This window comes from Flavobacterium humidisoli, assembly GCF_023272795.1.
GTDB lineage: Bacteria > Bacteroidota > Bacteroidia > Flavobacteriales > Flavobacteriaceae > Flavobacterium > Flavobacterium humidisoli.
The window spans coordinates 150069-171855 of the sequence record NZ_CP096829.1 but is presented as its reverse complement, the minus strand read 5'-3'; the positions used below and the strand labels follow the sequence as shown (position 1 = coordinate 171855).

Genomic DNA, 21787 nt, shown 5'->3' with positions numbered 1-21787 from the left:
TTAGTTTGTAGTCCCGCTTTTTAATTTTACAAATAATTTTCAGTAGCATAAAGAAACTGAAAACCAAAAAATCATTCTATGGATAAATCAAATTTTTGAAGCAGACCCGCAAGTGCCGTATGGGAAACCTTTGTTCCTTTAATTTTATTTTCTGAAGGATCAAAAGCATAGTTTCTGGAAGTTCTGAAATCGGTTTTCTCTAAAATGCTTTCCACAAAAGTGGCGCCAGAAAGATCACAATTTTTAAAAGAGGCCAAAGATAGATCGGTATTCGAGAAATCTGTTTCTTTTAAAAAGCAATCTATAAAAATGGTCTTCTTTAGTTTTTTATAAATGAAAGTAGAATAGTCCAAAATACAATCTTGAAAGTTCATTGAAAATAAAAAACTATTGCAAGCGCTAAAATCCAATCCCATTAATTTGCAGCCGATGAATTGGATGTTTTTCAATCCAGTATTTCTCAAAGTAGCCAAAGAAAGATTGCAATTTTTAAAAACACAATCTAGAAAGTCGTTATGACTTAAATCGCTTTTAGAAAAATTGCAGTTAACGAATTCGCAATTAACAAATTCGGTATTGGCTAAACTCTGATCCGAATAATCAATCGTTTCAAAAGTTCGGTTTTGGTATAATTTTGATTCCATATAAATTTTAAAGGCTTATAAAGTTTATTCTAATTCGATACAATCGAAAATAGTATTGTTTTGAAGTAATGCGGTTACATTCAACTCGCTGTCAACTCTCAGAATATTGTCGCAATCTTCGAGATCGAAATTCCACTGAGATTCGGGTAATAATTCATTTAGTAATGCAGAAGCCGATTCGAATTTGGCCTTACTATCAACGGAAGTTTTAAAAACATAAATCATAATTTGCATTTTTGAGGAAGCAAATTTCCGAAAAACACCCACATATTTGTTAGGATTCTATAATCAATAATTAGGACTTATCAATCATTTTTCGATATCGTATAGGAGAAATTCCTTCTGCTTTTTTAAAAAATCGACTAAAGTAAGATTGATCTTCAAAGCCTACTTGCGTTGCGATTTCACCTACAGAAAGTGTGGTTTGAAATAATAAATATTTGGCCTCAAGCAATATGTTTTCGTCAATCCATTTTACAGCAGATTTTCCGGTTACATTCTTTACACATTTGTTTAAGTGATTCGGAGTAACATTTAATAGAGAAGAATAATAATTGACCTGATGTTGGGTTTTAATATGGTCATGAATCAATTCTTTAAATTTTGCCGTAATTGCTTCTGCCGCCGAAATGCTTTTAGAAGTTTTCACCGCATTTTTATTCATTTCATAAAATAAAGTAATCAGATACGACTGAACAATATTTAAATCTGTAACCGTTTTTTCAGAATATTCCTTTTTCAATCGTTCCAAAATATTGGTAATTGGGGCAATATCTTCGGGAGCAAGTTTAATTTTGGGATCTCCTGAAATTTTTAGAAAGTCAAAATCATTGAGCAGTTCACGACTGCCATATTTCCGAATCAAAATATCAGGATGAAATTGGCAGATATAACCTTTATGGATATTGTTCACATTATCAAGCGAAAAAATCTGGCCGGCAGGAACCATAATCATTTCGTTATCAGTCGTGATATATTCCTGATAACCCAATTTCATAACATGTTGGCCTGAAGAAATAAAAATTAAAGTATGGCAAGAATGTTTCGAAGGCGGAACAGGATGCTGCATCTGCATCATTTCTTCGATTTCCAAACAGAAAAAATGATCAGAATTCGATTTAAAAAGTAAATGAATAGGATTGTCTTCTCCTAAAAACTTCTCTCTAAATCCTTTTGGGTTATAGGTTTTTATTTTCTCTGCCTGCTTTTTCATTCTAATAATATAATCTAAAATCAAGCAGTTTGCACAGATTGTAATGTTTGGTATAGAGATCTTCTACGACTTCAATCAAATTGTCATTTTCCTGATACAAGCTAAAAAAAGCTTTGTCAATTGTACTGCAGCTGGCAATTTTATTATAAGTGGAACCGTAACCAGAGATCGCTCTTGCTCCAGTTATATCTAAAAAATATTGAGCTTCTTCTTCGTTTAAATCTAAAACCTTAAGATTGGCAAAATGAATAATCTTGCCTTTCATTTTACCTTCAAACAATTCGGCAATTTCTTCGATGCTGTAATAATAATCATGAAGGCAGATATTATTTTCCTGACCTGGCATGGCTAAATAAATAATTTCATAATCTTTGAAATTATGATCTTCGTAAAGCAAAATATTCAGACTTTCTTCCAACCCTTCAATAGTATCGCAAGTTTTATGAATACTCGAAATGCCTTGGTCAATAGCCAATTCTTCCAGACATTTTACCACATTGGTCTGAGTATGATCGTCTATATCTTTAACGCCTTCAAGGCAGAAAATAAATTTTTCACTATCCATGCAATTATTCTTTCTGGTTTTATTTTTTTAGTGGTTCTCGCAAATGTATTTTTTATATCATAAAATCCAATAGCGAAAACAGACTTTAACGTCTTTTTTGGATTTTAAGTCTAGGTTAGAGCATCGTAAATTTTTAAACGTATTTTTGTAAACCGAAAATAAATTACACATGATACAAATTAACCAAACGGCATCATTTGCTGTTGAAGATATATTATTCTGTTTTGCACTTGAATCTGAAGCGGCAGAAGTTTTTAAAGATCACAATGTCTTAATTACCGGAATCGGAAAAGTAAACGCAGCTTACGAATTGTCAAAAGCCATTCAAAAGAAAAAACCTTCTGTAATTATTAATTTAGGTTCAGCAGGAAGCAGCTGTTTTCAAAAAGGCGACGTAATCTGTTGCACCAAATTTGTTCAAAGAGATATGGATGTGCGCGGTTTAGGTTTTGCATTATATGAAACTCCTCTTTCTGGTTTACCGCCAGTTTTAGAATATGGTCTGTTAATGGATAATCTTCAAGAAGGAATCTGCGGAACTGGTGACAATTTTGAAATGGGACATTGCTCAGACGCCTATAATGTTGTGGATATGGAAGCGTACGCTTTAGCCATGATTGCCATGAAAGAAAATATTCCGTTTTTAAGCTTAAAATATATTTCTGATGGAGCCGATGATAACGCTGCCGAAGATTGGACGGTTCAGGTTCATAAAGCAGCGATTGCGTACGGCAAAATTTTAGGATTGATTGAAGAGACAGAAGCCATTTCTTAATTGAAGTGGCTTTTTAAATTTTTAAAAGCTAAGATAAGTTTGCTTTAATTGATAGCATTTTTTTTGTGAAATTTATATTTTCCATTTTCCTTTCTGTAAACAATAAAAATATTAGTATTTGATTCTTTTGAAATAGAATCTCCTATTTTTAGGTCAAAGTTATCCTTAAATGTAGAGTCAATTCTCAATCCATTTTGCAAATAGAACTCAGTCGTTCTTAGTTGCCAATTATTTCTCTTTACAAGAATGCTGTTTACCTCTAATTGTATAAATTTTTTATTCAATTGATTGTTGTATATAAGAAAAGCAGTCACTCCAGAAATGACAATAAATAGTGGTGAAATTCTAAAAAGATTTATTTTTTTCATGCCTATTTTAATTGAAAAATTTTCATGCAGTTTACTGTTCTCAAAATATTTTATTTTAATTCTAATTTGTTTATTTCAATTTTTGAAAATCTTTCCATAACTGATTTGTTTTTTCTTGATTAGGAATTCCTCCACTTCCACTTCTTATACATATTTCGTCTATATATTCTAAGAAATCGTAATCAAGTGACGGTAAGCGAAAGTCGATTTGCCTTTTAATAGGCATATTATCAACTTCTATTGTCGACATTTCTCCTTTACAGACATGATTTCCTCTTAATAAAATTTTTATTACAGGTTCATAAGGATCGGGAAGATTTTGATATTTCTCAAAACGTGGCGAATTTTTAAATATTTGCCAATAAATATATAGGTAAACATATATGTATTCAAAACCTCGATATTTAGATTTTATGATAGTGATATCGTTAAGATAATTAACTCTAAAATCTTCTAAATCTATTAAATCGTTTTTTAATTCGGGATCTAATAAATGGAATAAATTATGACCATCTTTTGTTTTGTAAATGTTAATAATCCATTTTTCTTCGATTCCTAATGCGACATACCACTCATACATTTTTGATAAATAATCTTTATAAAGAAGGACGCTAGAAGTATTTTTTTTTCTTTGAACTTCAATTATTTGAGATTTTAATTCGGCTAATTTTATATTAAATATTTCTGTTGTTGTCATTTTAAAAAAAAAGGTGTTAGAACTACAGTAATGTCTCTGGCTTTTTGCTTTCATAACAAATATATTCAAAAAACAAATATTCAAAGACACGAGTATTTGCTGGGCTTTCCATTGGAGATTTTTAAGATGGCTGTGTTTTTGGATGAAAACAATAATACAAGGCAGATAGCATAATATTGATAAGTATTTGATGGGTTATTTTGTAAAAATGGATGAGGTTGATTTAATAATGCTTTAAAGAAACTTTTTAACTTTATAATCTTCATATTTTACTAACTAAAGACCTTTCAAAACCAAAATGATTTTAACTATGAAAAAGATAATAATGCTGTGTTGTACTTTTCTGTTAATGGGAAAAACAATAGCGCAGGAAATTCCGTTGGTATCTAACATTTCATCTCGAAACAATATTACGTTAAACGGAAAATGGAGATATATTGTAGATCCTCTCGAAAACGGATATTATAACTACCGCTTAGAGCCTTTTAAAGACAATGGTTTTTTTGAAAATAAAAAATGGAACACTACAGAACTGAGTGAATATAATTTTGCAACCTCAGCAGTAATGGATATTCCGTCTGATTGGAATTCTAAAGATGAAAGATTGTTCTTTTACGAAGGAACGGTTTGGTTTCAGAAAGACTTTAATTATAAAAAAGATGCCAAAAGCAAAGGAATTCTTCATTTTGGAGCTGTCAATTATGATGCGAAAGTCTACGTAAACGGAAAATTGGCAGGAACTCACGTGGGAGGTTATACGCCTTTCAATTTTGATGTAACCGATTTGTTGGTTGACGGAAATAATTTCGTAGTAGTAAAAGTCGACAACAAACGCCACAAAGACAACGTGCCAACTGTAAATATGGATTGGTGGAATTATGGCGGTATTACCAGAGATGTAACTCTGGCTCAGGTTCCAAATACGTATATCGAAGATTATTTGGTTCAGTTGGATAAAAAGGAAAAAGGAAAAATTTCGGGCTGGATAAAACTAAACAGCGAATCAGCAAATCAAACGGTTTCGGTTTCCATTCCAGAATTAAAAATCAAAAAGAACATTACGACAGATGCTAAGGGAATGGCCTATTTTGATGTTAAAGCCAATCCTGTTTTATGGACACCTGAAAAGCCAAAATTGTACGACGTAATCATTTCTAAAGCAGATGAAAATATCGCAGATCAAATTGGTTTTAGAACTATTGAAACCAAAGGAAAAGAAATTCTGCTAAACGGAAAAAAAGTCTTTTTACGCGGCATTAGTATTCATGAAGAAGCGCCTTTCAGGTCGGGAAGAGCTTGGTCTCAAAATGATGCCATCACGTTATTGACTTGGGCAAAAGAGCTAGGCTGTAATTATGTTCGATTGGCACATTATCCGCACAATGAAAATATGGTCAAACAAGCCGAAAGAATGGGTTTGATGATTTGGTCTGAAGTCCCGGTTTATTGGACGATTTCGTGGACAAACCCCAATACGTATGCCAATGCCGAACGCCAATTGCATGATATGATTTATAGAGATAAAAACCGTTGCGGAATCGTAATTTGGTCTATAGCAAACGAAACTCCGCATGGAGATGATCGAGACGCTTTCTTAAGTAAGTTGGCCAAATTTGCCCGTACACAGGATAATTCGCGTTTAATCAGTATGGCGATGGAAGTTACTTCGAGTTCTAATAATATCAATACGCTTCATGACAATATGAATGAGTATGTCGATATCGTAAGTTTTAATCAATATTTAGGCTGGTACCGAGGAACCAATGAATCTTGTAAAGACATGCAATGGGTAATTCCGTACAACAAACCTGTTATTATCAGCGAGTTTGGAGGCGAAGCTTTGCAAGGTCGTCACGGCGATAAAAAAGAACGCTGGAACGAAGAATATCAAGAAGAATTGTACATTCAAAACACGCAAATGTTTAATAGAATCGAAGGCTTAGCAGGCGTTTCTCCGTGGATTTTAGTCGATTTCAGATCACCAAGAAGACAATTGCCAGATATTCAGGATTTCTTTAACCGTAAAGGTTTAGTTTCAGATCAAGGAATTAAAAAGAAAGCTTTTTATGTGATGAAGGATTGGTACAAGCAGAAAGAAGCCGAATATAAATAAGAGTTTTTGATAAAGTAAAAAAACCTTCAAAGTCAAGTTTTTGATTTTGGAGGTTTTTTTGGTTTTTTAATAAATTTTATTTTCACTTTTTTGAGCGGTTATCATATGTGATAACCTGTATTCCAAAATAATAATTCAATTTTGACTTATCAAAAAACGTCAATTATAAATATGGAAACACAACAAAAAGCCGTAACAGAATTATTAGAAATAATGAATAAAGGAAACTATTTTAATAAACTCAAACCTAATAATGATTCCTTTTCCGCAACGCTGAATGTATCTTGTTACAGTGAATTGAATATTATGATTACTGCTTTATTAAAAGCAAGTATTACCATGCTCCAAAGCGAAAATTCTACCAAACCTTTCTCTGATGCTATGATTTTGGTTGAAATGGCTTTGCAGTTACTGCCGAATGATGAAATGGAGTTGTTGGATGAGTTGCATAGAATAGGAGTGGGCGAGACGAAGACTGAATAAAGCTAATGAAGACTGGTTACAAAACGCACTCAAAAATTCCAATTACTTTCAATTCATTTAAATCCTCTTCTTTTAAAATTATATCATTAAATGTTGAATCAAATGATAATGGTTTTAAAGTAATGGATTGATGGTTCCAAGAATCATTATCAATTATTTTTTTGCTTCTATATTCTTTAATTGTATAGCCCGAACCAAAATCGCCTTCTTGAATATTGGAATGTTGCACCAAAACAATTTTTCCGTCTCTGGAACCTCCAGAATATTTTCTGAACAAGCAAATAGAATTATTAGGGATAATTTTATTCATAGATTCTCCAACAACTTTGCAGGCAAAAAGATCGATTGAAGGTTTGTATCTTTTAGGTATTTCGATCCAATCACAATCAGTTACAGTTTGTAATTCACTAAAATTACCAGCAGTTACTTTCAAATCGAATAAAGGAATACTATTTATATATGGAATTACATTTTCTTCGGGGATAAAAGAGATGGTTTTTTCGATCTTATTTTTTGGGATGAATTGAGAAAGATACTCCCTCAGATTTTTGTCACAAACATATACATATGTTCCTTTAATGCCTCTAAGCATTATCGTTTTGTATATGTTTATAATAAAGTCTTTCAATTCTTGTGGGTCTTTGATAGATTGTTTCCCGTTTTTATCAAAATAGTTTTCTTTTAAAATTACAATTTCATCTTTTACTTTATCGTAACTGATTTCATTACCAAAAATAACTCCAGTGTAATTTAAGTCCTAACCTTGAGTTGTATGTATACATCCAACTTCATTAATAGAGTTTGGTGAATTTACCCAGTCGCTAGCTACACTATTCCATTTTAGTTCTGTATTTTCAATTTTAATATCGTATAAATCTTTGTTTTTATTCGATATCCATTGCCAAGAATATCCCGCAACTAATCTGGAAAGACCACTTTCTTTATCTCTTAGTTTAATCTCTGCAACTAATTCTTCGATTGAATCAAAAAGTATAAACGCATAATTTTTAGAATTAAATATTGATTCTGTTGTATTTAGGCGACAATTAAGTAAATCATCAATGTATTGAACATAATCGTTACCACCTTTAACTCTAAACTGAGATTTTAAATATTCAATTTTAGTAAAACTGTTCGCTTTTAGTTTGTCGAAATCTTCTTTTTTAGCATCGGATGGTTTTATAGATTGATTTTCGTCATAAAATAAAATTGAAGTTTCAGATTGTTTTAATATCCAATCCAGCTCACTGCAACTTTCTATATCAAATTCTAGCTTTTTACAAGCAGTATCAAAAGCACCATAATATGCTCCTAAATTTACACGACGCCTCAATCGATGTGATTCGTCTACTACAAGTATGTCGAATATATCATTAGCGACTTCACTAGGACCAATAACCATTTTAGCATTCAATCCTTTGATATTTTTAAATACTTTTTTCAAAGTATTTCTAAAAGATGACATCGGAACTACTAACGCCATTTTAGGATTAATATATTTCTTTTTTAGCTCATAAACAATTTGCATGAATTCAAATTCCTCATCTCCAAATTCTTCAAAATTGAAATCATCGTTATCGGTATTTAATAATTTGAAGAGAAAAATGGCTAAAATCGTTTTTCCAGTTCCTGCTCCACCTTCTACAATAATACTTTTAAAAGTATTGTCTAATAAATTTTTCATTATAGTCAACAGACTATTTTTTTGTTCAATCGTAAGCGATTTGTAAGGAGAATACTTGAACAAGTCAGAATTATCAATAAAATCGAGAGAATTTTTAGCAATTCCTTCGGCTCTCAGGTTATCCCAAATTGATTTAAAAACATCCCAATAAACTTCTTTCTTTTGGTAATAATTATGATTAGCTAAACCTATATTCCCATTGATTAGTTTAAACAAACCATCGCCAGAAATATATTTAATAAGATTAGATTCAATATCTAAAGTAGCCGATTTATTGAATTTTTCGCTGGTTATTAAATGAAGAAGGGTTAATTTGTTTTTAGTGCTGTTTTTTAAATGATTATACATTCTGGCAAAAGCATCAGTTGTTTCTCCAATATAAATTTCTTTTGAAATATTGTCACTTAAAATATAGACAAGAGGCCATAAGTCCTGTACTGAGTGAAGTCTTTGAAATTCTGCAAATAGATTAGAATCGAAATCATATCTTTCAATTGAAAATAATTGATTTGAACTCATAATTCATTGTATTTTTTTGCAGTTCCTTTTGCTTTTTCTACAGGATATTTCTCAGCATTTAATTTAATTTTATCTAAAACTATATCAAAAACATTAAGGTTATGTTTCTCAGCGAGCAAAAAGGAATAGGAAAGTATATCTGCTAATTCTTCTTTAATTTTTTCAATATTTATATTTTCTGATTCAGAATCTTTTTTCCACAAAAAAAGTTCGTTTAATTCGGCAGCTTCAATTGATATAGCTAATGCTAAATTTTTAGAATCATGGAACTGTTCCCAATCTCTTTCATTTCTAAATTTTAATAATTCTTCAATAACTATTTTATATTTATCCATTTTGATTGTGATTTGTTCCGATATTCAAAAATAGATTATTTTTCTGAAAATATTTTAAGTTTATATCATCAAAAAGTCTTAAACTTAGTTGTAGAGTAGAAAAATAAATAAAAAATGATAAATAAAATAACATCTTTAATTGAAAAGCAAATTTTAAATCTTCAATCTTGTCTACAAGAATTAAATAATAGCGAATTAATAAAGACAATAGATATTAATGAAAGTCATCTTCATGAAACATTTAGAAGTGCAAAGAAATTTTCAAAATCCAAAGAATTTAATGAATTGTATAAAAGTCTTTGTAAAGATAAACCAGTTTTATATTGGTTTACTTTTGATAAGGAAAAATTTAAAGAAGAAGAATTGAAATTTGATTTTGAATATATAAAAATTAATACAGCAGGAAGAGGGCTTTCTTTTTTACCAAAAACATATAATAAAAATTCAAATACTCTTTATGTAGGCAAGGTGAAGAAGAATTTTCATTATCGTTTTGTAAATCATTTAGGACATTCAGTAAATAATAAAACTGTGAGTTTGCAACTTACTTATTGGTATGATGTTACCAAATATGGTAATTTAAAACTAAATTATATCGTTTTGGATAAGGGAATGGAAGCTTTAATAAGTGTTCTTGAAGTAGAGTTAGCGAAAGAATTAATGCCAATTATAGGTTCACATAAAAATTAAAAACTTTATCTTCACATATTGAACAAATTTCGATAAAAATAAAAAAAACTTCAACAAAAGTTAAAAGTTCAAAATTCATCTCAGAAAGAGGTTTAAACCTCATTTCTGAACCCTAAGCTTCTCCATATAATGCACTAACATAAAAAGTACTAAAAGCCGAAAGACTTTTATAAACAACTAAATGCGCCATCTGGCTTAAAGTATATTCTGTGCTATTCAAAAATTCAATAAAGTAAAACCTTCAAAGTCATTTTTGATTTTGGAGGTTTTTTTTATGTTTTTTCCTTAATTTTAATTTGAAAAAACACAAGACTTAAATGGAAATCGAAATCATCATAAGATTGCTTTTAGCAGCGTTTTGGGGAGCTCTAATTGGTGCCGAAAGAGAATATAGAGGAAAAGCCGCTGGGCTTCGCACCACAATAATGATATCGGTCGGAGCTTGTTTCTTTACCTTGATGTCAGAATGGATTGGCGGACCAGGAAATCCGGATCGTATAGCTTCTAATATTGTTACAGGTTTAGGTTTTCTTTGTGCGGGAGTAATCTTTAGATCAGATAGCCATGTTTCGGGCATTACAACAGCCGCAACAATATGGTCGGTTGCAGCGGTAAGTATGGGAGTAGGAGCGGGCTATTATTTTGCATCGGCTTGTGCGGCATTGATGATTCTTTCGATTCTTACGCTGCTTACCTTTCTTCAGAATAAAATAGATTTCATTAACGAACATAAAACTCTTCGAATAACCTTTAAACGTTCTGATGATGGTCATGCAAGATGTAAGGAACTTTTTTCGGCCTATGGTGTAAAATCAAAATTATTGACACAGCGCCGTAATTTGGATCATGTAGTTTTAGAATGGCAGATACATGGTTCTAAATATGCTTTAGAATCTTTGTATGCTTCACTTTTGCAGGATCCTATTTTTGAAGAATTGGTATTATAACAATAAAACTATGATTTTTAATTTACAACCCGTGTTAGAAAATGATCTTTGTATTCTATATCCTTTAGAAGAAAAAGATTTTGATGATTTATATAAAGCAGCTTCAGATCCTAAAATTTGGGAACAGCATCCTAATAAAGACAGATGGAAAAAAGAAGTCTTTGAAAATTTTTTTGAAGGAGCCATGAAAAGTAAAGGCGCTTTTAAAATAATAAACAAAGAAACAGAAGAAGTTGTTGGAAGCACCCGATTTTACGATTTTGATCAAGAAGACGACAGCATTTTTATAGGCTATACTTTTTATGCTGTTTCGTGCTGGGGAAAAGGGTTTAACTTAAGTGTGAAAAATACGATGCTGGATTATCTTTTTCAATATGTTTCGAAAGTGAAATTTCATATTGGTTCAGAAAATATCAGATCACAAGTTGCAATCTCTAGAGTAGGAGCCAAAAAAGTTGCGGAAGAAGAAGTGGCTTATTTTGGCGAAAAACCGAAATTGAATTTTGTATATCAAATAAATAAAGAGGATTGGAAAATACAAAAGCCTTAAACATTCTCGTTTAAGGCTTTTGTGTTTTTATGGATAACCATTTTTATTTCAGTAAATAATCAATCTGATCTGCTTCACAAAGTCTAAAATACCCAAAGGCAAAATTATTAGCATCAGAAGTATTTATAATATTTCCTCTAATGTTTCCTGGAGGAACAGAAAAAGGATTTGAACTGGAAGCTTCCAAAATTAATTTCCAGTAATTGAAGAAGTTTTTAGAAACGCCTCTATGCGTAATTTTTACCGTATTTCCTGGTTTCATATCTTCATGAGAATATCTTGTACTGATTTCGTTTCCGTTGTAAAATTCATCATTTGTAATCTCATATTCAGGATAAATCAGGAATTCGCTTTGATAATCGGTTACATAAAAATTAACCTGATCTGCTGGATCGTTGTAATAAAAAGTCAATTCTATAACATCTTCTCCTCCAAAATCAGGAACAATTTTTTGTTCAATTTTATTAATCGGAGTTGCAGAAGTTAACTTTTCTGTTGCGGTAAAACTTTGCCCTTCGGCATCAATAAATAATTTATAATCGGCATCGATTACAGGAATAAAATTGGTGCATTTGTAAACTCCTGCCTCAGTTTCGTTAAAGGTAAAAACATCTCCATTACTGTTTTCTACTCGTACTTGCGCACCAGAAACTTTTGGCGTAGAATTGTTGTAGTAAGGAGCTGTTTTACTAATTTTTATAGTTTGCTCCTTTCCATCAGTTCCTTTTTTCCAGATAATTTCGGCATCGATAACCAGTTTCGTTTCGCCAGTTTCTAGATCTAGATTGACTACATCTTCGCAAGAAGCAAAAGAAAAAACAAAAAGAAGACTTAGTAATGCTAGTGCTCTGTTCATTAGGGTATATTTTTTCAATTTATTCATAGCATTAAAATTTAAAATTATAAGAAACTCCAGGTACAATTCCGAAAATAGAAAGCCTTCTGGTTTCATTTGCTCCTGTATCTTCATTGGTTGTAAAACTCATAGAAGCCGCATTTTTTCTGTTGTAAATATTATAAAGGCTAAATACCCAATAGCTCTGCCAACCTTTCTTTTTGTCTGGTTTTGGAGTGTAAGTTGCCGCAACATCTAAGTGGTGGAAAAGCGGTAATCTATTTTCGTTTCTCAAAGAATAATTCGGAATATGAATGCCTCCCATTTCATAATAGCCATTTGCATACGTTACCGGCTGACCAGACTGTAACGTGAAATTTCCATTAAAAGACCATTTCGGGTTCAGTTCATAACTTCCAACAATGCTCAAATTATGCAGTTTGTCGTAACCAGATAAATACCAGTCGCCGTTTGCAATACCCGGTTCTTCGGGAGTTCTTCCTGGCGTTTTTTGTTCGGCTCTAGATAAAGTATAAGAAACCCACCCAGTGAAAACGCCTGTATTTTTTCTGAATAACAATTCTAAACCATAAGATCTTGCTTTTCCGTTTAGAATAACCTGCTCAACATTGTTGTTAGCCAAGACATCAGCACCGTCAATATAGTCAATACGATTTTGAACATTTTTATAAAATAATTCGGTTTCTAAAGAGTAATCTCCGTCTTTGAAATTTCTGAAATACCCCATGGCATATTGATCCAAAAGCTGAGGTTTTGTAAAAGGTCCGCTTGGTGTCCAGATGCTCATTGGTAATGGAGACTGTGTGTTTGATAAAATATGAATGTATTGTGCCATTCTGTTGTAACTTGCTTTTACAGAAGTTTCGTCGTTAAAGGCATAAGATAATGCAGCTCTCGGTTCAAAATTATTGAAGTTGCTGATTGTTTTTCCCTTTCCATAAGAAATGCTCCCGTTTGGTGTTCCTTCTTCATAAATATTGTATAAAGGATTATAAACGACAGCCTGACCGTTTTCGTAAGTGCTGATGGTTTCGTCTCCTAAACGGTAAAACATGCTGTAGCGAAGCCCATAGCGGAAAGTCAGTTTTTCTGTAATCTGATTTTCAAAATCGACAAAAGCAGAAGTTTCTAAAGCGTATTTTTTATCCAGCTGCATATAATTAAACTGCGAATCTGAAGAAGTAGGTTTTACAACGCCAGGATTGAAATTATAATACAAACCATCAATTCCATAATTGATTTTAAACTTCTCAGATTGTTGAAAATTCCAATTGTATTTCAATCCGTAGCTTGCAATATTGCTATCCCATTTAAAACTTTCAATTGGAATTTCTAGATTGAATCTGTAATCGCTATAGAAAACGGATAAATTGCTGTTCAGGCGATCAGTAAATTTATGTTTCCAATTTAAAATTCCCATTGTGCTTCCGTACGTACTTGCAAAACGGTCGCTAATATCGAATAAATCATTTCCGAAATAACCCGAAAACGAAAGTGTATTCTTGGCATTAAAACGATAATTTAATTTAGCATTCAAATCATAAAACATAGCTGAGTTATTATTATCTGCCAATTTCATAAATAAATGAGCATAAGAAGCACGCCCAGAAAGAATAAAAGAACCTTTTTCTTTTTCTAACGGACCTTGAACTAAAAGACGGCTTGAGATAATTCCAATTCCTCCATTCACTTTGTATTCTTCAAAATCTCCAGTTTGCTGTGTTACATCTAAAACAGAAGAAACACGTCCTCCAAATTTTGAAGGAATTCCGCCTTTGTATAAATCTAAACCATTAACGATATCTGCATTAAAAATAGAGAAGAATCCGAACATATGCGAATCTGCATAAACCGGAGCGCCATCCAAAAGAATCAAATTCTGATCGGCAGCACCGCCTCGGACATTAAAACCAGAAGAAGCTTCTCCCGCATTGGTAACTCCAGGGAGAGTCAAAATTGATTTTAAAGGATCTGGTTCGCCCATAGCAACAGGAATTTTTTTAATTTCCTGCATCGAAAGCTTATTCACGCTCATTTGAGTTGCTTTAATATCAGCAGCTTTATTGTTCATTACAATAACTTCTCCCAATTGCTGGCTATCTGGATCTATGTTGAAATTAACTTTACTGTCATCTGTAACAGAAACTCGTTTTTCCTCATTTTTAAATCCAACATAACTTACTTGAACCGTATAATTTCCGTCAGGAACTTCAATGCTATAATTTCCATTAACATCTGTTACAACTCCTGTTTCCAATTCTTTAATAAAAATATTGGCGCCAATAACGGGTTGTCTTTCATCATCAAAAATGCGACCTGTCAGCTTATTTTTTTTTTTGGCTGGTTTTTGAGTTTGAGGTTTCTGTTTAACAAAAATATTATTGCCTGTAATAGAAAACTGTACAATCGAAGTTTGATTTAATTCAGAAATCAGCTTCTCAATTTCGATAGTCTTAAAAGTGCTTTTTTTCGTAAAATATTTTTTATTCGTATCAATTTGATCTGTAAAAGCAAATTTAAAATCGGTTTGACTTTCAATCTGCTTGAAGAACTCTTTTAATGTAGTATTTTGATCTACAGTTAGTGTAACGTTCTGGGCTGACATTCCTAAACTGAATAAAAAAAAGCATGCTGAAATTATATGCTTCATGAAATTTTGTATTTTTGAATATTATTAAATGGAATAACCTCGTGTTATCCTGAATATTAGGAGGATGTGGAGTTTCGCGGCTTACATCCTTTCTTGTTTTTATTGAAAAGTGATCTGTTTTAAATCTTCATTTATTTCAAAATTTAGGTTATACATTTCTGATATTAGTTGTAAAATTGTTTTTAAATCCTCTTTTTTATTGATTCGAATTGTAATTTTCTGATTCAGATTTTCTTTCGGAATATTGACTTTATAACTGTAGTTTTCTTCAATGTATTGACTGATAACCGACAGTTTTTCGTTATCAAAATCTATAAATCTGCTAAATTCTGTTACTGAAGCCGTTTGGTTTCCGTACGTAAATTTATCACCAGGTTTCAAAATCCATTTCTGGTTTTGGCCTTTTATATTCATTTGAACGCTTCCTTCAAAAAGTTCAACTGTCACTTCTTCATTTTCAGATTCTTTAACCGTAAAAGAAGTTCCTAAAACTGTAGTTGTCGTTTCATCGCAGAAAACCTGAAAAGGATGCTGTTTGTCTTTTTTAACTTTAAAATAAGCCTCACCATCAATTTCTATTTTTCTGTTTAGAGCAAAATTGTTTCCGTAAATAATTTTAGAATTCGGACCTAATTCTACTTTTGAGCTGTCTGGTAAAACAACATGCTTTATGGCTGAGGTAGTATTTTCAATTACATTTTCAGCAAGAACGATATTTTCGGCTGCAGTTTCTTGGTTAAAATAAATTCCAGTTCCAATAAGCGTAAAAAGTAAAACCGAAGCCGCCGCATAAAGATGCCAAGGTTTAGATTTTCTTTTCTTCTCAGAAAATGTTTTAGCACGGAATTGTTCCCACGAAGCTTCTTTTTCGCTGTCTGAATGAGAAAGAGGAGACTCTTCCCATAACTTTTTAAATTCCTCGTCAAATTTCTCCTGATCCATCTTTTTTAGGTGTAAATGATTTGACAATGAAATCCTTGTTTGTTAAAAACACCGTAAACCATTTCTTTAATATCTCGATTAGTTTCGATTTTAAGGATGTTTTCTTGTCCTTGGCGATCGAAATTTATGATACAATCAGAAATGATAAACTGTAAGTGAGCTACAAGTAAGCTTGCATCTTTCTTTGTTTTTACATTAGTTTTATACGCTTCAATATGCATTTTTAGTTCTTGTTTTTTAGTATAACAAACGAGAACTAAAAAGTTCCTAATGGTTTTCGATTTTTTTTCGAATAAATTTACTGGCGAGATAAATATGATTGGCAATGGTCTTTTCAGAAAGATCCGTTATTTCTGCAATCTCCTTATAGCTAAGGTTTTCCAGTTTGTGTAAAGTGAATATTTTTTGTTGCTGTTCTGGAAGCTGATTAATGAAATTTTGTAGTTTTTCTTGTCTTTCTTCAAAAATTCCAGTGTCAGTTTCTTCATCTAGCATTTCAACTTGAGAAGGATCAAGCTGTATTATTTTGTTTTCTCTGTTAACATGATTGATAATAATGTTCTTGCAGATAGTAAAGATCTGTTTGTCGAACAGCACCTCTTCGTTAAGCAGTTCTCTTTTATTGTATAATCTTATGAAAGTTTCCTGAACAAAGTCTTCAGGAGTAAATACAGAAGAGTGGAAGCGTTTGGCAATATTTATAAGTTTATCGTAATAGTTGAAGTAAACTTCTTTGAAAGCTGCTTCATTACCTTTTTTTAAACTTAAAATAACTTTTTTATTGTCCATAACGAAAATATCGTGACTAGCTTCCTAGTTCTAAACTCATTGGAATCAATATTATTGTATTCAGAAATTGAGTAATCCCAAGTGAGAATGTAATAAGTTACAAAGAACCGTAATTTAATTTAACATTTGACGCTTTTGCATAATAAATGTTACAATTTGCGCGCTTTTTTTTTTATTTATAAAAACAAATTAGCAAAGGATAAGCAATGTAAGTATGAGGGTTTTTCGGCAATTACTGTGATAAACCGATTTTTTATTCTTAAATTGTTGGTTACAAAAAATCAACTGCTATGACTTTGCAAAGACTTTTAGTTTTAATTATTATTCCTTTTTTGATTTCCTGTGATAATAAAAAAGAACGTGAACTTACAGAAAGAGAAAACGAGCTTCTGGAACGCGAACAGAAATTTGCCGACAAAGAAGCTGAATATGAATTATTGTTGAAGATGAAAGACAGTCTTCAATTGGCTGTCCAGATAAAAGATACGGTGCCCAAAATTCAGACTTGGCCAGATAGCCTAAAGATTAAATGGAACAGCAAAATGATTTGTAGAGAATCCAATTGCACCAATTATGTTATTGGAGATCAGCGTACAGAAGTCTGGCAGTTTGCATCAGATTCTACAGGGATGTATGCCTATGTATTAAGCAATAATCAGATTAAGAGAGTTTTTAGAGGACAGTATTTAGTCAATAAAATAGTGCTCGATTCGGCCAAAGAGAGTTCTGCTAAAAGCAATATAAAAATTAATGTCGTATTAGACGATATCAAAAAGAATGTCATTAAAGGGACACAGACAATAATTGGACAAGACAACTGTACCGTAAAATTCTCGGTTGAACTTACGCCATCTAAAAAATAATTTATGTTTTTGAGTATACATCATATAACTCTCCCAATAGAAGATCCGCTTTTAAAATTTCTTATCGAAATTATTATCATATTGTGTATTCCTCTTTTATTGAATAAGATTAAAGTACCGCATTTGCTTGGGCTTATCATTGCTGGAGCTGTCGTTGGTCCTAACGGTTTTGGGTTGCTTTCAAGAGACAGTAGCGTTGTGGTAACTGGTACAACAGGATTGTTGTATATTATGTTTTTGGCTGGATTGGAAATTGATATGGCCGATTTCAAAAAAAATAAATGGAAAAGCATCACCTTTTCTCTTTACACTTTTGCTGTCCCTTTTATTTTAGGACTTGTTGGCGGTTATTATATTTTAGGTTTTTCGTTACTGACTTCGGTGCTTTTTGCTAGTTTGTTTTCATCGCATACTTTAATTGTATATCCAATGATCAGCAGTTTAGGAATTGCTAAAAATCTTGCGGTCAATGTAACCGTAGGCGGAACCATGATAACAGATGTTCTTTCTCTTCTCGTTTTGGCTGTTGTAGTCGGAATGTCGCAAGGAGAAGTTGGAACAGCGTTTTGGCTCAAGCTTTCCATTTCTATGGTTCTGTTTACTTCGATTGTTTTGCTCGTGTTTCCAATAATTGCCCGTTGGTTTTTTAAGAATGTAGAAGATAAAATTTCGCAGTATCTTTTTGTTATTGTAATGATCTACCTTGCGGCACTTTTGGCAGAACTTGCTGGAATTGAATCTATAATCGGAGCATTTTTTGCCGGACTGGCTTTAAACAGACTGATTCCGCATACCTCATCTTTAATGAATAGGGTAGAATTTGTAGGGAATGCCATTTTTATTCCTTTCTTCTTGATAAGTGTGGGAATGCTTATTGATTTTAGTGCTTTTATACAAAGTTGGGAAACCTTGTGGGTGGCCGCAATTATGCTGATTGCTTCAATTGGTGGAAAATATTTTGCAGCGATCTTAACTCAAAAAACATTTAAATTGACCAATGATGAAGGCAAACTGATTTTTGGAATGAGTTCTGCTTCTGCCGCTGCGACTTTAGCGTCAGTGATGGTTGGTTACAATATTATTATTGGAGAAAATGATGCCGGCGAACCGATAAGACTTTTAAATGATCATGTTTTAAATGGCAGCATACTTTTGATTTTGATTTCCTGTACTGTTTCTTCTTTCGTTTCTATGGCAACTGCCCAGCGCATAGCAGATGCAGATAAAGACAATAAGGTATCGGGAAATAGTGAAGAAAAAGAAAATATACTTTTGGCGCTTAATCATGAAGATACCGTAGAAAAAATGGTAAATCTGGGACTTATGGTGAAAACATCGACCAATACAGATCGTATTTTTGCTGTAAATGTTATTAATGAAGAAGAAAATGAATCGTCGGTAAAAAATGCAGAAAAAATTCTAGAATCGGCAGTTAAAGCAGCTTCGGCGGCCGATGTTAAACTGAACCCGATTACGCGCCATGATAATGATACCGCCAGCGGAATAAGTAATGTTATTAAGGAAAAAGAAATTACCGATCTTATTGTAGGGTTACAAGGCGGAAAAGGTTTTTCGGCTTCATTTGTATACAATTTGTATAACGGATACCTTCGAAATAAAAATATAAATCTCATGGTTTATCATGCAGTTCAGCCTGTATCGACAATTAAAAAATATGCTGTGCTGATACCTGAAAATGCAGAAATGGATGCTGGTTTTTTTCATTCGATGTTGAGGATCTGGAATATCGGACGCAATTCTGGCGCGAAAATGAGTTTCTACGGAAAAGACAAAACCATGCTCATTTTAAAAAGAATTGTAAAAAAAGCATCAATAGAAGCTACATTTGAAACAATTGGTTCTTGGCAAGAAGCTCAAGAAATTGCTTTCAATTTAGGAGAAGATGTTGGATTGATAATTATGATGGCCGATAAAGGAATGCATTCGTATGTTCCGCACATGAGGGATGTGCCAGATTTACTTAATAGCAGAGTAAGCAGTAAGAATTATATACTTATTTATCCTTTTAGCAAAACAGAAATAAATACTACGGAGAAAAGAGCCGTAAGCAGTCACGATGATTTTGTGGAAATTGGTAAAGTCATTCGAAATATTTTTAAATAATGATAAAAACAAAACCCCTTAAACATATCGCTGTTTAAGGGGTTTTATTTTTTTTGGATGTTTAAGAATTCAGCTTAAGCAGCATTTGAATATCGACTCTATTATAAGCTGAAGAAAGTCCTGTTATTTCTTTAAAACCTAGTTTTTCATAAAGTTTAATAGCAGGTTTCAGTTTGGTATTGCTTTCCAGATAAATTTTAGAAGCTCCTTTATCTGATGCCCATTTTATGGCTGATTCAGCCAATAATAACCCAACACCTTTTCCTTGAGCTTTCGGACTTACAGCCATTTTGGCTAATTCGTAATCATAATTTTTTCCGTCACTTTTGATTAAAGCGCAAACGCCCAAAACTTCATCATTTAAAATGGCAGAAAATATTTCACCGCCTTTATTTATAATATATTCTTCGGCATGATCGAGCGCTTTTACGTCATTAGGTTCAACTACAAAATAATTTGAAATCCATTCTATATTTAAATCCTTGAAGCTTTTTTGATATTTTGGGTTGTAAGTTGCTATTTCTACTTGATCTTTATTCTTCATAATGCTATTAAATACTGTTTTTTATTATTCTGCCCAATTTTTCCAAATCAGAATCTACGCGTTCATTCCATTCTAAAACATACGTTAATCTCATGCAGTTGTTGTATTGATTGTACTGCGAAAAAATCCTTCCTGGTGCAAAGGAGATTTTGTGAGCTATGGCAGTGTTGTATAATTCTGTTGTAGAAATTCTTTCATCTAATTCTAGCCATAACATAAAACCGCCTTTTGGTTGTGCTATTTTAGTGTTGTCCGGAAAATAAGATTCTACAGCTCGATTAATCTGGAGATAATTAGCATAAAGCTTATTTCTAAATGTTCTAAGATGATGATCGTAACGTCCGTGTTCTAAGAAATCTGCAATAACATCTGAGTATAAAGAGGAATTACAAACCGTTTGAACCAGCTTTTGACGTATAATTTTATCTTTAAATTTTCCAGGAGCAATCCAGCCAACACGATAACCAGGCGCAAGAGTTTTAGAAACAGATCCAATCCACAAAACCAAACCAGCTTCGTCATAAAATTTACAAGGCTTAGGGCGCTCTGAACCAAAGTACAGGTTGCCGTAAATATCATCTTCAATTAACGGAATGTTATATTGTGTAATTAGTCTTACCAACTCTTGTTTGTTCTCATCAGGCATTTGAAAACCCATTGGATTATTGAAATTGGTAACAAGACAGCAGGCCTTTATTTCAGGCAGTACTTTTTTTAAAGCATCCAGATCTAATCCATACAAAGGATGGGTTGGAATTTCGACCGCTTTTAGACCTAATGCCTTAATGGCTTGGAGTATTCCAAAATAGGCAGGACTTTCTACCGCAACGCTGTCTCCAGGAGATGTCACGGCCATAAGTGCATTGTACATGGCATGCATAGCGCCAGAAGTAATTACAAGATCATCTTCCGTAATTTTTCCTTCCATGACAAGTGCCCATTTGGCAATGGCGCGTCGAAGTTCTTCAGATCCTTGAACCGGTTCGTAGGCAGTGCCTGCATCGCCTCTATTGCGGACAGCATTAATGATTCCTTTGTTGAGTTTGGCAACTGGAAGAAAATTCTTCCCGGGTAATCCGAGTGCAAATTGTGTTACATCCGATTTGTTTATTGTGCTGAAAACTTTATCAATTAAATCTTCGGGTGTATTTTCCTTTTCATGATTATCTATACTTGCGATTGTAGGAAGTGCCGTCGTGCGCTGTGAACTTTTACTCACATAATATCCTGTTTTTGGGCGAGATTCTATTAGCGAACGGCTCTCTAATTCCAAATACGCCTGTTTAATGGTATTTAAGCTAACATTATACAGCTTTTGTGCACTTCTAACAGAAGGCAGTTTGTCGCCAAGCGAAAGAGTCTCATTGTGAATTTGATCTTCAATGATTTTAGCAATTTTAAAATATAATGTTTCGTGATTTTTCATTTTTCTTTTC

Annotated in this window: 22 protein-coding genes and 1 pseudogene; 8 read left to right on the top strand and 15 right to left on the bottom strand. The window is 32.5% G+C overall.

Features of this window, described 5'->3' with window-relative positions; all coding sequences use genetic code 11:
• Positions 1–71: 71 nt before the first annotated feature.
• From M0M44_RS00880 to M0M44_RS00865, 4 genes are all read right to left on the bottom strand, one after another.
• Positions 72–644 (bottom strand): pentapeptide repeat-containing protein, encoded by a 573-nt coding sequence (locus M0M44_RS00880; protein ID WP_248728108.1) that lies wholly within the window; start codon positions 642–644, stop codon positions 72–74.
• 24 nt (positions 645–668) lie between these two features.
• On the bottom strand, positions 669–869 hold the full coding sequence (locus M0M44_RS00875) for a hypothetical protein (protein WP_248728107.1): 201 nt from the start codon (positions 867–869) through the stop codon (positions 669–671).
• A 70-nt stretch (positions 870–939) separates the two neighbouring features.
• The gene (locus M0M44_RS00870; RefSeq protein WP_248728106.1) at positions 940–1857 is read right to left on the bottom strand and encodes a helix-turn-helix domain-containing protein; all 918 of its coding nucleotides are present in this window, start codon (positions 1855–1857) and stop codon (positions 940–942) included.
• A 1-nt stretch (position 1858) separates the two neighbouring features.
• The gene (locus M0M44_RS00865) at positions 1859–2422 is read right to left on the bottom strand and encodes a DUF6642 family protein (RefSeq protein WP_248728105.1); all 564 of its coding nucleotides are present in this window, start codon (positions 2420–2422) and stop codon (positions 1859–1861) included.
• 169 nt (positions 2423–2591) lie between these two features.
• On the opposite strand from M0M44_RS00865, the gene M0M44_RS00860 reads away from it, so the two are divergent.
• Complete coding sequence (locus M0M44_RS00860; RefSeq protein WP_248728104.1) at positions 2592–3197, top strand: 5'-methylthioadenosine/S-adenosylhomocysteine nucleosidase family protein; 606 nt, start codon at positions 2592–2594, stop codon at positions 3195–3197.
• 44 nt (positions 3198–3241) lie between these two features.
• Here the strand turns inward: M0M44_RS00860 and M0M44_RS00855 are convergent, their stop codons facing one another.
• Complete coding sequence (locus tag M0M44_RS00855) at positions 3242–3565, bottom strand: hypothetical protein (protein WP_248728103.1); 324 nt, start codon at positions 3563–3565, stop codon at positions 3242–3244.
• A gap of 70 nt (positions 3566–3635) precedes the next feature.
• Entirely contained in the window at positions 3636–4262 is a 627-nt protein-coding gene (locus tag M0M44_RS00850) for a hypothetical protein (RefSeq protein ID WP_248728102.1), read from the bottom strand.
• 310 nt (positions 4263–4572) lie between these two features.
• Here M0M44_RS00850 and M0M44_RS00845 point away from each other — a divergent pair, with 310 nt between their 5' ends.
• Both M0M44_RS00845 and M0M44_RS00840 read left to right on the top strand, forming a co-directional pair.
• Entirely contained in the window at positions 4573–6375 is a 1803-nt protein-coding gene (locus tag M0M44_RS00845) for a glycoside hydrolase family 2 protein (protein ID WP_248728101.1), read from the top strand.
• A gap of 171 nt (positions 6376–6546) precedes the next feature.
• Entirely contained in the window at positions 6547–6858 is a 312-nt protein-coding gene (locus M0M44_RS00840; RefSeq protein ID WP_248728100.1) for a hypothetical protein, read from the top strand.
• 16 nt (positions 6859–6874) lie between these two features.
• Here the strand turns inward: M0M44_RS00840 and M0M44_RS00830 are convergent.
• Positions 6875–9061: pseudogene (locus M0M44_RS00830) on the bottom strand (DNA/RNA helicase domain-containing protein).
• Complete coding sequence (locus M0M44_RS00825) at positions 9058–9396, bottom strand: nucleotide pyrophosphohydrolase (RefSeq protein ID WP_248728099.1); 339 nt, start codon at positions 9394–9396, stop codon at positions 9058–9060. Before M0M44_RS00825 ends, M0M44_RS00830 begins: the two are co-directional and overlap by 4 nt.
• Before the next feature lie 114 nt (positions 9397–9510).
• Here M0M44_RS00825 and M0M44_RS00820 point away from each other — a divergent pair, with 114 nt between their 5' ends.
• The 3 genes from M0M44_RS00820 (at position 9511) to M0M44_RS00810 (ending at position 11583) form a co-directional block, all read left to right on the top strand.
• Entirely contained in the window at positions 9511–10086 is a 576-nt protein-coding gene (locus tag M0M44_RS00820) for a hypothetical protein (protein ID WP_248728098.1), read from the top strand.
• A gap of 317 nt (positions 10087–10403) precedes the next feature.
• Complete coding sequence (locus tag M0M44_RS00815; protein WP_248728097.1) at positions 10404–11033, top strand: MgtC/SapB family protein; 630 nt, start codon at positions 10404–10406, stop codon at positions 11031–11033.
• Positions 11034–11043: 10 nt separating this feature from the next.
• On the top strand, positions 11044–11583 hold the full coding sequence (locus M0M44_RS00810; protein ID WP_248728096.1) for a GNAT family N-acetyltransferase: 540 nt from the start codon (positions 11044–11046) through the stop codon (positions 11581–11583).
• A gap of 43 nt (positions 11584–11626) precedes the next feature.
• Here the strand turns inward: M0M44_RS00810 and M0M44_RS00805 are convergent, their stop codons facing one another.
• The 5 genes from M0M44_RS00805 to M0M44_RS00785 form a co-directional block, all read right to left on the bottom strand.
• Positions 11627–12439, bottom strand: a complete 813-nt coding sequence (locus M0M44_RS00805) for a DUF4249 domain-containing protein (RefSeq protein WP_248728095.1) — start codon at positions 12437–12439, stop codon at positions 11627–11629.
• 31 nt (positions 12440–12470) lie between these two features.
• On the bottom strand, positions 12471–15089 hold the full coding sequence (locus M0M44_RS00800; protein ID WP_248728094.1) for a TonB-dependent receptor: 2619 nt from the start codon (positions 15087–15089) through the stop codon (positions 12471–12473).
• A gap of 99 nt (positions 15090–15188) precedes the next feature.
• On the bottom strand, positions 15189–16031 hold the full coding sequence (locus M0M44_RS00795; protein WP_248728093.1) for a FecR family protein: 843 nt from the start codon (positions 16029–16031) through the stop codon (positions 15189–15191).
• Positions 16032–16036: 5 nt separating this feature from the next.
• Positions 16037–16252, bottom strand: a complete 216-nt coding sequence (locus tag M0M44_RS00790; protein WP_248728092.1) for a hypothetical protein — start codon at positions 16250–16252, stop codon at positions 16037–16039.
• A gap of 46 nt (positions 16253–16298) precedes the next feature.
• Positions 16299–16820, bottom strand: coding sequence for an RNA polymerase sigma factor (locus M0M44_RS00785; RefSeq protein WP_248728091.1), 522 nt, complete (start codon positions 16818–16820; stop codon positions 16299–16301).
• Between the two features lie 290 nt (positions 16821–17110).
• On the opposite strand from M0M44_RS00785, the gene M0M44_RS00780 reads away from it, so the two are divergent.
• Together M0M44_RS00780 and M0M44_RS00775 are read left to right on the top strand one after the other, a co-directional pair.
• Positions 17111–17683, top strand: coding sequence for a hypothetical protein (locus tag M0M44_RS00780; protein WP_248728090.1), 573 nt, complete (start codon positions 17111–17113; stop codon positions 17681–17683).
• A gap of 3 nt (positions 17684–17686) precedes the next feature.
• Positions 17687–19807, top strand: coding sequence for a cation:proton antiporter (locus M0M44_RS00775; RefSeq protein WP_248728089.1), 2121 nt, complete (start codon positions 17687–17689; stop codon positions 19805–19807).
• Between the two features lie 61 nt (positions 19808–19868).
• Here the strand turns inward: M0M44_RS00775 and M0M44_RS00770 are convergent, their stop codons facing one another.
• Together M0M44_RS00770 and M0M44_RS00765 are read right to left on the bottom strand one after the other, a co-directional pair.
• Positions 19869–20351, bottom strand: a complete 483-nt coding sequence (locus M0M44_RS00770) for a GNAT family N-acetyltransferase (protein ID WP_248728088.1) — start codon at positions 20349–20351, stop codon at positions 19869–19871.
• Positions 20352–20358: 7 nt separating this feature from the next.
• Positions 20359–21777 carry an aminotransferase-like domain-containing protein gene (locus tag M0M44_RS00765; RefSeq protein WP_248728087.1) on the bottom strand — a complete coding sequence of 473 codons (1419 nt, stop codon included), beginning with the start codon at positions 21775–21777 and terminating at the stop codon, positions 20359–20361.
• Positions 21778–21787: the final 10 nt, after the last annotated feature.

Coding starts and splice junctions, on each gene's coding strand:
- M0M44_RS00880 (WP_248728108.1), bottom strand. CDS start 644: ATGGAATCAAAATTATACCAAAACCGAACTTTTGAAACGATTGATTAT.
- M0M44_RS00875 (WP_248728107.1), bottom strand. CDS start 869: ATGATTTATGTTTTTAAAACTTCCGTTGATAGTAAGGCCAAATTCGAA.
- M0M44_RS00870 (WP_248728106.1), bottom strand. CDS start 1,857: ATGAAAAAGCAGGCAGAGAAAATAAAAACCTATAACCCAAAAGGATTT.
- M0M44_RS00865 (WP_248728105.1), bottom strand. CDS start 2,422: ATGGATAGTGAAAAATTTATTTTCTGCCTTGAAGGCGTTAAAGATATA.
- M0M44_RS00860 (WP_248728104.1), top strand. CDS start 2,592: ATGATACAAATTAACCAAACGGCATCATTTGCTGTTGAAGATATATTA.
- M0M44_RS00855 (WP_248728103.1), bottom strand. CDS start 3,565: ATGAAAAAAATAAATCTTTTTAGAATTTCACCACTATTTATTGTCATT.
- M0M44_RS00850 (WP_248728102.1), bottom strand. CDS start 4,262: ATGACAACAACAGAAATATTTAATATAAAATTAGCCGAATTAAAATCT.
- M0M44_RS00845 (WP_248728101.1), top strand. CDS start 4,573: ATGAAAAAGATAATAATGCTGTGTTGTACTTTTCTGTTAATGGGAAAA.
- M0M44_RS00840 (WP_248728100.1), top strand. CDS start 6,547: ATGGAAACACAACAAAAAGCCGTAACAGAATTATTAGAAATAATGAAT.
- M0M44_RS00825 (WP_248728099.1), bottom strand. CDS start 9,396: ATGGATAAATATAAAATAGTTATTGAAGAATTATTAAAATTTAGAAAT.
- M0M44_RS00820 (WP_248728098.1), top strand. CDS start 9,511: ATGATAAATAAAATAACATCTTTAATTGAAAAGCAAATTTTAAATCTT.
- M0M44_RS00815 (WP_248728097.1), top strand. CDS start 10,404: ATGGAAATCGAAATCATCATAAGATTGCTTTTAGCAGCGTTTTGGGGA.
- M0M44_RS00810 (WP_248728096.1), top strand. CDS start 11,044: ATGATTTTTAATTTACAACCCGTGTTAGAAAATGATCTTTGTATTCTA.
- M0M44_RS00805 (WP_248728095.1), bottom strand. CDS start 12,439: ATGAACAGAGCACTAGCATTACTAAGTCTTCTTTTTGTTTTTTCTTTT.
- M0M44_RS00800 (WP_248728094.1), bottom strand. CDS start 15,089: ATGAAGCATATAATTTCAGCATGCTTTTTTTTATTCAGTTTAGGAATG.
- M0M44_RS00795 (WP_248728093.1), bottom strand. CDS start 16,031: ATGGATCAGGAGAAATTTGACGAGGAATTTAAAAAGTTATGGGAAGAG.
- M0M44_RS00790 (WP_248728092.1), bottom strand. CDS start 16,252: ATGCATATTGAAGCGTATAAAACTAATGTAAAAACAAAGAAAGATGCA.
- M0M44_RS00785 (WP_248728091.1), bottom strand. CDS start 16,820: ATGGACAATAAAAAAGTTATTTTAAGTTTAAAAAAAGGTAATGAAGCA.
- M0M44_RS00780 (WP_248728090.1), top strand. CDS start 17,111: ATGACTTTGCAAAGACTTTTAGTTTTAATTATTATTCCTTTTTTGATT.
- M0M44_RS00775 (WP_248728089.1), top strand. CDS start 17,687: ATGTTTTTGAGTATACATCATATAACTCTCCCAATAGAAGATCCGCTT.
- M0M44_RS00770 (WP_248728088.1), bottom strand. CDS start 20,351: ATGAAGAATAAAGATCAAGTAGAAATAGCAACTTACAACCCAAAATAT.
- M0M44_RS00765 (WP_248728087.1), bottom strand. CDS start 21,777: ATGAAAAATCACGAAACATTATATTTTAAAATTGCTAAAATCATTGAA.